Source organism: Pantoea sp. XAF26B01_ASV70 (assembly GCF_054512635.1).
The window spans coordinates 83,862-95,605 of record NZ_CM137251.1 but is presented as its reverse complement, the minus strand read 5'-3'; the positions used below and the strand labels follow the sequence as shown (position 1 = coordinate 95,605).

Here is an 11,744-nt window from a genome sequence, read left to right as displayed (position 1 = left end):
TTCTATGCAACGAGGGATAGTCTGGATCGTCGATGACGATAGCTCCATCCGCTGGGTGCTTGAACGCGCGCTCACTGGAGCCGGTTTGAGCTGTGCGACTTTTGACAGCGCAAGCGAGGTGCTGGATGCCCTCTCAACCAAGACCCCGGACGTTTTACTGTCAGACATTCGCATGCCCGGTATGGATGGCCTGGCGCTGCTGAAACAGATTAAGCAGCGTCATCCGATGCTTCCGGTCATCATAATGACGGCGCATTCTGATCTGGACGCTGCCGTCAGCGCCTATCAGCAGGGTGCCTTTGATTACCTGCCTAAGCCGTTCGATATTGATGAAGCGGTTGCGCTGGTCGAGCGTGCTATCAGCCACTATCAGGAGCAGCAGCAGCCGCGTAATCAGCCGGTCAGCGGACCCACCACCGATATCATCGGTGAAGCGCCCGCGATGCAGGATGTGTTCCGCATCATCGGGCGATTATCGCGCTCGTCGATCAGTGTGCTGATCAACGGCGAGTCCGGTACCGGTAAAGAGCTGGTGGCCCATGCGCTGCATCGCCACAGCCCGCGCACCAAAGCGCCCTTTATCGCGCTCAACATGGCGGCGATCCCCAAAGATTTAATTGAATCAGAACTGTTTGGTCACGAAAAAGGCGCCTTTACCGGGGCGAACCAGATCCGTCAGGGCCGTTTTGAGCAGGCGGATGGCGGCACGCTGTTTCTGGATGAGATCGGTGATATGCCGCTGGATGTGCAGACCCGTCTGCTGCGCGTGCTGGCCGATGGCCAGTTCTATCGCGTTGGTGGCTATGCGCCGGTCAAAGTGGATGTGCGTATTATCGCGGCGACCCACCAGAATCTGGAATTACGCGTACAGGAAGGCAAGTTCCGTGAGGATCTGTTTCACCGCCTGAACGTGATTCGTGTGCATCTGCCACCGCTGCGTGAGCGTCGTGAGGATATCCCGCGTCTGGCGCGTTATTTCCTGCAGGTGGCGGCGCGTGAGCTGGGTGTGGAAGCGAAGATTCTGCATCCGGAAACCGAGACAGCGTTAACCCGACTGCACTGGTCAGGTAACGTGCGTCAGTTGGAGAACACCTGTCGCTGGCTGACCGTGATGGCTGCGGGTCAGGAAGTCCTGATTCAGGACCTGCCCGGAGAACTGTTTGAATCCAGTACGCCGGAGAATCCGGTACAGTCGCTGCCTGACAGCTGGGCAACGCTGCTGGCACAGTGGGCCGATCGCGCTCTGCGTTCCGGTCATCAGAATCTGCTGTCAGAAGCCCAGCCGGAGATGGAGCGCACGCTGCTCACTACTGCGCTGCGTCATACGCAGGGCCACAAACAGGAAGCGGCACGTTTGCTGGGCTGGGGACGAAACACGCTGACGCGCAAGCTTAAAGAGCTGGGCATGGAATAAGCGGTTCAGTTCGGGCTGGTGTAGTCTGCCAGCCCGTTTCTTCAGATAACGCGGGAGAACTGCTGCTGACGCGCTTTCTGACGCAGATAGCGATCAAAGCACATGCAAATATTGCGGATCAGTAACCGGCCAATTCCCGTCACCTCCAGCCCCGTAGCGGTTTGTTCCACCAGCCCATCGGCTATCAACGGCTTCAGCAGCGCCAAGTCCTCAGCAAAATAGTCGCTGAAGCGAATGCCCCATTGCGCTTCTGTCGCGGCAAAATTCAGCGAGAAGTTGCAAATCAGCGTTTTTATCACGTCCCGACGCAGACAATCATCGTCGGTTAAGGCGATGCCACGCCACAGGCCATTTCCCTGCTGTTCCACACAATTGTACCAGGTATTAAGGTCTTTCTGGTTCTGCGCATAACTGTCGCCAATCATGCTGATGGCAGAGACGCCAAGCCCCAGCAAATCGCTGTCTCCCTGCGTCGTATATCCCTGGAAATTGCGATGCAACTGCCCTTTGCGCTGCGCGATAGCCAGTTCATCCTGCGGCTTCGCAAAGTGATCCATTCCAATGAACTGGTAGCCCTGCTGAGTCAGGGTTGCGATGGTCTGCTGTAAAATATCCAGCTTTTGCTGAGCCGATGGCAGTTCACCCTCTTTGATTTTACGCTGTGCCGCGAACATCGCCGGCAGATGCGCATAGTTAAAGACGCTAAGACGATCCGGGCTCAGCGCCAGTACCCGCTCCAGCGTCCAGGCGAAGCTGGCGGGCGTCTGCAGGGGTAAACCATAGATCAGGTCAATGCTGGTCGAGCTGAACCCCTGTTCACGGGCACGCGCCATCAGCCCGAAAATCATCTCTTCATCCTGTACCCGGTTAACCCGCTCCTGCACCGATTTGTTGAAGTCCTGCACCCCCATGCTCAGCCGGTTGAATCCCAGCGATCGCAGGTGATCAATCACATCCAGCGCAATTTCCCGGGGATCTACTTCGATCGACATTTCGGCATCATCGGCCACACTGAAATGCTGCTTCAGTAAACCCACCAGCCGGGAAATCTGCGCATTGTCGAGGAAGGTTGGCGTGCCGCCGCCCCAGTGAAGCTGCGTGACCTGACGCTGACGAAACAGCGGCGCACGCTGAATAATCTCCTGCTCAAGCACATCCAGATAGCGGTCCGCTTTGTGACGCTGACGCGTCACTATCTTATTGCAGCCGCAGAAGTAGCAGAGACGATGGCAGAAGGGAATATGGACATAGAGCGACAGCGGACGATCGGGGTAACGCGCCACGGCACGCTGGAAGTCGTTTTCCGCGTACTGCTCGCTGAACTCCAGCGCAGTGGGATAGGAGGTGTAACGCGGGCCGGCATAATTGTACTTTTCAATTAACGCCTGATCCCACTCAATCTGCTGCGATGGCATGCTCACTCCTTCCGGTGACGTCGTCTGAGAGAAGGTCGCGAAGAAGAGGAGATAAAAGGTGAGCGGGATGAGACCCGACGTAAACGTTGCTTCAGACGCGACAGGCGTCGTAGTTTAAACAATAACCACAGCAGATAACATGTCGCCAGCAGCGCGAAAATTGATCCAGGCCAAAACATTGTCGTTTACCTGTTAAGCGCGGCATGCGGGTAACGCATGCCGATCAAATTTGCTTAGTTGCCTTTCAGCAGACGGTACATATCTTCTTCAGCCTGCTCATCTTCGGCATCATCCATCACAATGCCTAACTGCTCCATCAGTTCGTCGATACGATCCAGGGAGGCATCCAGCCAGCCCTGATCTTCAGCCGACAGCGTTTCGCCATTTTCCAGCCGATCCAGCAGCGCATCCAGACGTTCGTCATTTTCCAGCTTCGCCAGCTCTTCTTCTGGTGTCAGACGCACTTTCTTCTCTGCTGCCGGTTTTTCTGCGCTTTTCTTTGGTTTAACGGCGGCGGTTTTTCCTTCAGCGATCAGGGCCACCGGTTTTTTACTCCCGATGCGCGGATCTTTCACGCTGTCCGCCTGACGTCCGCCATTGTTTTCGGACGCAGCCGGATTAGCACGGCTGCCAGATGCATGTCCGCGATGCTTTTTATCACGTTTGCGATCGCGTGCTTCATGGTTGATATCGTCACGCGATTTGCGTTTGGCTTTGACGGCAGGTTTGCCGTTAGCAGCTCGTGCAGGTTGCTTCATAGTATTCGGTCCCGGCTTTTTTTATTCAGTATAGAATTGCGGCGAAATCTAGCAGAAAGTAGACAAAGAAAAAAGGCGACAGCTCAAGCTGTCGCCTTATTTCATACCTTCATAAGAAGGAATCATGTTTTAAATCCTTTTCGGCTCGTAACATCCCGGTTAATCCCGCGCCTGCTCAACTCCTGAGCTATTCCTTATCCCTGTCTGGCCGCATCCCTGACCCTGTTCCATTCCATCGCTCATAACCCTCCTGGTATCCCTGAGCGCATCATCCTGATGTGTGCTGCCGTGCACTGCACACTAATGTAGACCAACTGGTAAAAGCCTCAAGTCAGTGTCAAAAATAGTTAGTTCAAAAAAAGAACGTTTTAAGATAAGGGTTTGAATTACATATTTTTTTATTTTTAGTAATTAAAGTAAAAAGCGAAATAACCCGCACCGTGAATGGCAAATCTCTTACAAAGTTTGTTACCGAGATGCGATTGAGCACTTTCGCGTCATAACGCGTATAATCGCCCGCATTGCCTTAATGCGTTTTCTGGAGTGTCACCTTGTCTGAATTGAATTACCACGTTACCCACTTTGTCATGAGCGCGCCGGATATCCGCCATCTGCCTGCCGATACCGGAATTGAGGTGGCTTTCGCTGGCCGCTCGAACGCGGGAAAATCGAGTGCGCTGAATACGTTAACCAATCAGAAGGGTCTGGCGCGTACCAGTAAAACGCCGGGACGTACGCAGCTGATTAACCTGTTTGAAGTGAAAGAAGGTAAGCGTCTGGTCGACCTGCCCGGTTACGGTTATGCCGAAGTTCCGGAAGAGATGAAGCTGAAGTGGCAGCGCGCGTTAGGTGAATACCTGCAAAAACGTCAGGCGCTGAAAGGACTGGTTATCCTGATGGATATCCGTCATCCGCTGAAAGATCTCGACCGGCAGATGATTCAGTGGTCAGTGGAAAGTGGCATTCCGGTGCTGTTGCTTCTCACTAAAGCAGACAAACTGGCCTCAGGTGCCCGTAAAGCGCAGCTCAATGTCGTGCGTGAAGCCGCACTCGAATTTGTTGGTGATGTGCAGGTAGAGCTCTTCTCATCGCTGAAGAAAATCGGCGTGGATAAGGTTCGTCAGAAGCTGGACAGCTGGTTTAATACGCTTGAACCTGCGGTTGAAGATCAGGACGCGGAAGAGTGAGTGGCAACCTTGTGCCGGTGATGCTGACGGTACAAAAAGCCCAATAAAAAACGCCCCAGTCACAGAATGACTGGGGCGGCTAAATTCAGCCAAATCCGATTACGTGAAGTAAAAGGTCTGAAAGATAGAACATCTTACCTCTGTACCCTACGCGACGAACTTTACCTGATTTTCTGTGCGTGACAAAGGCTTTTTTGTTGCTTACTTACATGAAACAGGACTTTTTTTACCATGCACGTCACAAAAATAGCGTTGCGATGTAGTTTAATGACGAAAAAAGTGTTTAGACCATAAGCAGTTAGAAAAGCGTTTTCTCTCAGTGCCAGCGTTAACCACGCTAAACCGGTCAACTAAACGATTTTCTTATACCTGATTCAGGGCCGGTTCTGTTCTTCAGAACCGACCACACGCATCGAATCAGTGGGCTTCATCCCAGTTGTCACCCACACCGACTTCAACCAGTAAAGGTACGTCGAGCTGCACGCTACCTTCCATCAGCGCACGGATTTTCTGGCTCGCCTCTTCAACCGCCCCGGCTTTGACTTCGAACACCAGTTCATCGTGAACCTGCATGATCATTCTGACGGCATTGTCGTTTTGCTGTTCCAGCCAGTTATCCACGGCAATCATTGCCCGCTTAATGATATCCGCTGCCGTTCCCTGCATCGGCGCATTGATCGCGGCACGTTCTGCGGCTTTCCGGCGAATGGCATTACCGGATTTAATATCGGGCAGCCACAGCCGACGGCCTTCCAGCGTTTCGACATAGCCTTTACTCGCCGCCAGCTGGCGTGTGTTCTCCATATAGCGCAGGACGCCCGGATAGCGTTCAAAGTAGAGATCCATATACTTTTTCGCTTCACCCGCACCGATATTCAACTGACGTGACAGACCAAAGGCGCTCATGCCATAAATCAGACCAAAGTTGATCGCTTTGGCGCTGCGACGCTGTTCGCCGCTGACCTTATCCAGCGCCACGCCAAACACTTCCGATGCCGTAGCGCGGTGGATATCTTCGCCCTGGGCAAAAGCGTCCAGTAATCCTTTGTCCTGAGAGAGATGCGCCATGATACGCAGTTCGATTTGTGAATAGTCTGCCGCCACAATGCGATGGCCTTTGGCCGCTACAAATGCCTGACGGATTCGGCGTCCTTCATCATTACGCACCGGAATGTTTTGCAGATTCGGATCGGCAGAGGATAAGCGTCCGGTTGCGGTGACGGCCTGATGATAAGAGGTATGTACCCTGCCACTGATCGGATTGATCATCAGCGGTAATTTATCCGTATAGGTAGACTTAAGTTTGGATAAGCCGCGATGCTCCAGAATCACTTTGGGTAACGGATAATCAAGTGCCAGCTCGGCTAACACCTCTTCGCTGGTTGAAGGCGCGCCGCCTGGTGTTTTCTTCGTGGGCTTGATGCCCTGTTTTTCAAACAGGATCACCTGAAGCTGCTTGGTGGATGAGAGGTTGAAAGGTTCCCCTGCCAGCTCATGCGCTTTTAACTCAAGCTCAGCCAGGCGGGCCGTCAGCTCTTTCGAGTGCTGCGCCAGAATAGACTGATCGATCAGCACACCGTTGCGCTCTATACGCGAAATCACCGTCAGTAACGGCATCTCAATCTGTTCAAAGACTTTTTTCGGGCCCGCTTCTTTCTCCAGCTCTGGCCACATCTTCAGATGCAGCTGCAGGGTCACATCTGCATCTTCTGCAGCGTAATGAGATGCCTGCTCTAACGCGATTTGATTGAACGTCAGCTGATTTTTGCCTTTACCGGCGATCTCCTGGAAGGTCACGGTTTTATGGTTAAGCCAGCGAGCGGCCAGGCTATCCATGTCATGTTTGCCCACCACGCTGTTGAGGATATAGGACTCAAGCATGGTGTCGAATTTGATACCGGCCAGTTCAATGTCGTAGTTTTTCAGCACGCCGCGATCGTATTTCAGGTTCTGGCCAACTTTCCATGCGCTCTCATCTTCCAGCAAGGGCTTGAGCTGTGCCAGAACGGTAGCGCGATCCAGTTGATCAGGCGCATCAAGATAGTCATGGGCAACCGGCAGATAGGCGGCTTCACCGGGCGCCACCGCGAAGCTGATGCCGACGATGTTAGCGCTCAGGGTATCCAGCGCGTCGGTCTCCAGATCAAACGCAAAGACTTCGCTGTTTTTCAGCTTCTCCAGCCAGCTATCAAAGAGATCCTGATCCAGAATGGTGACATAACCCTCGGTCGGTAACACGCTGCTGGTTTCAACCACCGGGGCCGGTTCATCGGCCTGCGCTTTTTGCGCCTGCGTAGTGCTCTTTTTACCCTGCAGCCATTTACCGTCCTGCAGGTCACTCAGCCAGCGTTTGAACTCGTAACGACTGAACAGGGCCTGCAATGCCTCTGTATCGGGTTCAGTGACTGTGAGCTCTTCACAGGGCAGCGCCAGCTCAACGTCTGTCTTAATGGTCGCCAGCTGATAAGAGAGAAAAGCCACATCACGATTCTGCTCAAGTTTGGTCGCCATGGTTTTGGCACCACGAAAGCCGAGATCGGCCACTTTGTCCAGATTGTCATAGATCGTCTGCATGCTGCCCAGCCCCTGCAGCAACGCCTGTGCCGTTTTCTCACCGACGCCTGGCACGCCAGGAATGTTATCGGAGCTATCACCCATCATGGCAAGGAAATCGATGATCAATGCGGGTGGAACACCATATTTCTGCTCAACCTCTTCTGGTCCCAGAATGGTGTTGCTCATAGTGTTAATCAGCGTGATGGCGGGCGTGACCAGCTGCGCCATATCTTTGTCGCCGGTGCTGATCAGCACTGAGAGACCCTTTTTCTCCGCTTCCAGTGCCAGCGTACCGATGACATCATCAGCCTCGACGCCGCTCACAGCCAGCAACGGCAGCCCCATCGCCCGCACCATCTCATGCAGCGGCTCAATTTGTGCACGGAGCTCGTCAGGCATCGGGGGACGGTGAGATTTGTAATGCTCAAACAGCTCGTCCCTGAAGGTTTTGCCTTTGGCATCGAATACCACAGCAACGTGACTCGGATTGTATTGCGCCAGCAGGCTTTTCAGCATGTTGAGCACGCCGTACATGGCGCCAGTGGGTTCACCTGCACTGTTGGTCAGCGGCGGAAACGCGTGATACGCGCGATAAAGATAGGATGAGCCATCGACCAGAATCAGGGGATTTTCTGCTATTTGCGCCATAAGTCTGTGTAGTCTTCGTTGCTATGAGTTGGGCTATAAGGATGCCACAACCAGGCAGAAATGGTGAACTAAGGCGTGCCACGTCTGGAGTTTTTCACGCTTTTGGGGACAGGATCGCAACGATCGTTCTGTGGATAACTTTGTGCGTAAAAATTATAACGCGCTGTTTTTCAGGAAAATAAATAATCGGCACTTGAATAAAAATCATAAATTTCATTGGCTTATTTAATTTCCGTGACCCGATCGCTATTTTTAATAGCGCGATCCCTTGTGTGGATATTAAATTTATGCCCTGGAGATGGACAAAAATTGGCCCGTTGTTCAAAGGCATAAAAAAAACGCCAGCAGAGCTGGCGTTTAACGGGGGTGTGAGGCTGATTACTTCTGGCTTACCAGGAATTTAACCACGTTCGCATAGTCTGCGACGAAATTATCCATAGAGCTGGTATCAAGACCGCCGTTGTTAACCATGTATTTGCCATTCACGAAAATAGCAGGCACACCACGCAGATCAACATCAGCAGCGGCTTTTTGCTGCTGCGCAACCAGCGCTTTTACGGCGAAGCTGTTCCAGGCTGCATCATAGTCCGCCGCAGAGATACCGGCCGCTTTGACAAAGGTCTCTTTCAGACTGGCAGGATCGGTGATGGTCTGCGTTTTCTGAATGCCATCGAAGATCGGTGCTGTCACTTTATCTTCAACGCCCAGCGCCATCGCGACAGCCCAGGCATGGGTCACGACCGGCCCCAGTTCTCCACCGAGAAAATCGACGTGGTATTTCACCATCTTAGTGTCAGCAGGCAGATTCTTTTTCACCGCGTCATTGACGTGATAAATACGTTCAAACTGATAGCAGTGCGGGCAGAAGAAGGAGAAGAACTCCATCACCTGAGGTTCGCCGGCCACAGGTTTAGGCAGACTCACATATTGTTTACCTTCAGTGAACTGGGCAGCAGATGCGCTGAATGCCAGCACTAAACCCATCAGTGCAAACCAAATTTTTTTCATCGTGAAAAATTCTCCTGACTACGTCATTAATATTGCGGTGTCAGCTGCAGAGGAGGTTCCTGCAACAGCTTCTCCTGCTCGGTAAAGAGTGAAATTTGCCTGCGCCAGAAATCTTCATCTGTCATCCAGGGGAAAGCGCGCGGAAAAGCGGGATCCTGCCAGCGTCGGACAACCCAGGCCAGATAATAAACCATGCGCATGGCGCGTAAAGGTTCAATCAGTGACAATTCATTAATATCAAAATCACTGAACTCACTGTACGCCTCCAGCAGTATATCCCATTGAATACGCTGTTCCTGACGATCGCCGCTGATCAGCATCCAGAGATCCTGCACGGCCGGGCCATTACGGGCATCATCCAGATCGACAAACAGCGGTCCGTCACGCCACAGGATATTACCCGGATGGCAGTCGCCATGTAATCGTAGCGGCTGCCACGTGGTGTGCCACTGTTGTTGCAGCGTGTTTCCCAGCTTATCGATAGCCTGTAGCAGTGCGACTTTAAGCGATGCAGGCACTAACAGAGAGTGCTCCAGCACCTGCCGGGGTTCATGCAGATATTCATCCAGACCGATGGCAGGCCGATGCCTGAACAGCGCTTTACGCCCGGTCTGATGAATGCGGCCCAGGAAGCGGCCTACCCACTCCATCTGATCTTCGTTATCTGTCTCATATTGCCGTCCGCCCAGGCTGGGGAATACGGCAAAGAAGAAGCCAGCGTGACTGTGCAATGTCTCACCCTTTAACCGCAGCGGCGCCGCGATGGGCACTTCGTCAGCCAGCAGATCAAGTGCGTACTGATGTTCTTCAGCAATCTGTTCGGCACGCCATCGCTGTGGGCGATAAAACTTCGCAACATAGCGGCGTTTTTCGTCGTCGCTGAATTGATAAACCCTGTTCTCATAGCTGTTCAGGGCTGTCAGACCCGATTCGACGCGAATTCCTGTTTCCCAGAGCGCATCAAGCAACACGTCGGGATTCAATGTCTGGAAGTTAAAAGCAGCGTCGCTCATCATGTTACCTGTAGTTGCCCTTGCAAATAGCAGCCAAGGATAACACTACTCGTCCTGTTTAATGACACCCCGTGCGCGGAGCAGTGCTGTTTTGAAATCAACTTCATAGTCTTTTTTCAGGCCTGGGATCTCATCATCGCTGGCTGAGTCACGCATCTTGAGATGGTAAATTAATACATCATCGGTTAATTCACTTAACGGGCCACGGAAACCAGATTCCTGAGCCAGTTTCTGCAAAAATGTGACCAGATTAAGATCAGGCTCTTTTTGCCAGGCGGGTTGCAGCAACGCGATTAACTCGTTTAAACGATGGCATTTCATTCAGATTTCTCCTTTCACAGTGCGTCATCAGCGAGGGCACAGTCATGACAATATTAACCGGCATCATTCTGGCCGGTGGTCAGGGCCGCCGTATGGGTGGTCAGGACAAAGGTTTAGTACAGCTGGATGGCAGGCCGCTTTATCAGCATGTCCTTGAACGGCTCAGGCCACAAGTCGACATTGTCATGATTAATGCGAATCGTAATATTGATCGCTATCAGTTAAGCGGATGTCGGGTTATTCAGGATGTTTTTGATGATTATCCCGGTCCGCTGGCCGGTATCTACAGTGGGTTGCTCGCCATCGACGGTGAATGGGCCGCTTTTTGCTCCTGCGATACGCCTGCAATACCTCTCTACTTCGTCGAAAAACTGGTCGATCAACGCGGTGAGGCGCCGGCAGTCTGGGTACGTTCACAGTCGCGCGATCATCCTACGCTGGCGCTGATTCATCGGGAGATGGCTGCACCTCTTTATGACTATCTTCAGGCTGGAGAACGACGTCTTATGCATTTTCTGCGCGACCACGGTGGTCATGCTGTCCGGATGGATGATGATGAGGCTGCCTTCCGCAATATCAATACGCCTGATGACCTGAACAACAGAGGCTGAGATGTCATTACCTATACTTGCCATTGTGGGCTGGAGTGGAACCGGGAAAACGACGCTATTGCAGCAGGTGATACCGATTCTCGGCGATAAAGGTATCCGCGCAGGATTGATTAAACATACCCATCATCAGATGGATGTGGATACGCCTGGCAAAGATAGCTATCTGCTCAGAAAAGCGGGTGCCAGTCAGGTAATAGTGGCCAGTTCAGAGCGATGGGCACTGATGTGTGAGACGCCGGAAAAGCAGTCGATTAATCTGCCTTATCTGCTCAGCCGCATGGATCACGCTACACTTGAGGTCGTGCTGGTCGAAGGCTTCAAAGATGAACCCGTACCTAAAATTGTTTTATGGCGTGCCGGGATCAAGGGTGGGATCGAGGAACTGCTTGATGAGCAGGTGATCGCTGTCGCCAGCGACCAGAAATTAACTCTGAACGTGCCAGTTCTGGATATAAATCGTCCGGACAGCGTTGCAGACTTTATTGCTGACTGGCTTGAGAAAGGCTGAAATGGATGTTGTGATGCAGTTTTTCCCGATCTGCAGACGTAAAAAAGCCCCGCACTTCCGTGCGGGGCTTCTTCACTTATTTAATGCCTGGCAGTTCCCTACTCTCGCATGGGGAGACCCCACACTACCATCGGCGCTACGGCGTTTCACTTCTGAGTTCGGCATGGGGTCAGGTGGGACCACCGCGCTAAAGCCGCCAGGCAAATTCTTTGTGCTCTGTCCTGTGTCTTTTGTGCTGATGCTGCGTTGGCCGCCCTCGCGCTACTCCGTCACATACTTCAGTATGCTCCTTCGTATCGCTCGGT

Annotated in this window: 11 protein-coding genes and 1 rRNA gene; 4 read left to right on the top strand and 8 right to left on the bottom strand. The window is 52.6% G+C overall.

The window, feature by feature from the left end:
- Positions 1 to 4 precede the first annotated feature (4 nt).
- Positions 5 to 1,414 (top strand): nitrogen regulation protein NR(I), encoded by a 1,410-nt coding sequence (glnG, locus tag ACX8ZY_RS00430; protein ID WP_010258440.1) that lies wholly within the window; start codon positions 5 to 7, stop codon positions 1,412 to 1,414.
- 41 nt (positions 1,415 to 1,455) lie between these two features.
- Here the strand turns inward: glnG and hemN are convergent, their stop codons facing one another.
- Together hemN and yihI are read right to left on the bottom strand one after the other, a co-directional pair.
- Entirely contained in the window at positions 1,456 to 2,829 is a 1,374-nt protein-coding gene (gene hemN / locus ACX8ZY_RS00425) for an oxygen-independent coproporphyrinogen III oxidase (protein WP_158148911.1), read from the bottom strand.
- A 233-nt stretch (positions 2,830 to 3,062) separates the two neighbouring features.
- On the bottom strand, positions 3,063 to 3,587 hold the full coding sequence (gene yihI / locus ACX8ZY_RS00420; RefSeq protein WP_010258445.1) for a Der GTPase-activating protein YihI: 525 nt from the start codon (positions 3,585 to 3,587) through the stop codon (positions 3,063 to 3,065).
- A gap of 551 nt (positions 3,588 to 4,138) precedes the next feature.
- Here yihI and yihA point away from each other — a divergent pair.
- Positions 4,139 to 4,774: a ribosome biogenesis GTP-binding protein YihA/YsxC gene (gene yihA, locus ACX8ZY_RS00415; protein WP_010258448.1), complete on the top strand. Its 636-nt coding sequence runs from the start codon at positions 4,139 to 4,141 to the stop codon at positions 4,772 to 4,774.
- 85 nt (positions 4,775 to 4,859) lie between these two features.
- On the opposite strand, the gene ACX8ZY_RS00410 is transcribed toward yihA, so the two are convergent.
- The 5 genes from ACX8ZY_RS00410 to ACX8ZY_RS00390 all read right to left on the bottom strand — a co-directional run bounded on the left by ACX8ZY_RS00410 (position 4,860) and on the right by ACX8ZY_RS00390 (position 10,320).
- Positions 4,860 to 4,907 carry a spot 42 RNA, inhibition of DNA synthesis gene (locus ACX8ZY_RS00410; RefSeq protein ID WP_071892919.1) on the bottom strand — a complete coding sequence of 16 codons (48 nt, stop codon included), beginning with the start codon at positions 4,905 to 4,907 and terminating at the stop codon, positions 4,860 to 4,862.
- 284 nt (positions 4,908 to 5,191) lie between these two features.
- On the bottom strand, positions 5,192 to 7,978 hold the full coding sequence (gene polA / locus ACX8ZY_RS00405; protein WP_159227310.1) for a DNA polymerase I: 2,787 nt from the start codon (positions 7,976 to 7,978) through the stop codon (positions 5,192 to 5,194).
- A 378-nt stretch (positions 7,979 to 8,356) separates the two neighbouring features.
- Positions 8,357 to 8,986, bottom strand: a complete 630-nt coding sequence (gene dsbA, locus ACX8ZY_RS00400; protein WP_010258458.1) for a thiol:disulfide interchange protein DsbA — start codon at positions 8,984 to 8,986, stop codon at positions 8,357 to 8,359.
- Between the two features lie 26 nt (positions 8,987 to 9,012).
- Complete coding sequence (locus tag ACX8ZY_RS00395; RefSeq protein WP_010258460.1) at positions 9,013 to 9,999, bottom strand: serine/threonine protein kinase; 987 nt, start codon at positions 9,997 to 9,999, stop codon at positions 9,013 to 9,015.
- A 45-nt stretch (positions 10,000 to 10,044) separates the two neighbouring features.
- Positions 10,045 to 10,320 carry a YihD family protein gene (locus ACX8ZY_RS00390; protein WP_003850728.1) on the bottom strand — a complete coding sequence of 92 codons (276 nt, stop codon included), beginning with the start codon at positions 10,318 to 10,320 and terminating at the stop codon, positions 10,045 to 10,047.
- A gap of 44 nt (positions 10,321 to 10,364) precedes the next feature.
- Here ACX8ZY_RS00390 and mobA point away from each other — a divergent pair, with 44 nt between their 5' ends.
- A complete protein-coding gene (mobA, locus tag ACX8ZY_RS00385; RefSeq protein ID WP_287062448.1) occupies positions 10,365 to 10,931 on the top strand; it encodes a molybdenum cofactor guanylyltransferase MobA in 567 nt (188 codons plus the stop codon).
- Between the two features lies 1 nt (position 10,932).
- Positions 10,933 to 11,439, top strand: a complete 507-nt coding sequence (gene mobB / locus ACX8ZY_RS00380) for a molybdopterin-guanine dinucleotide biosynthesis protein MobB (RefSeq protein WP_287062450.1) — start codon at positions 10,933 to 10,935, stop codon at positions 11,437 to 11,439.
- Positions 11,440 to 11,524: 85 nt separating this feature from the next.
- On the opposite strand, the gene rrf is transcribed toward mobB, so the two are convergent.
- Positions 11,525 to 11,640: ribosomal RNA gene (gene rrf, locus ACX8ZY_RS00375) — 5S ribosomal RNA — on the bottom strand.
- Between the last annotated feature and the right edge of the window lie 104 nt (positions 11,641 to 11,744).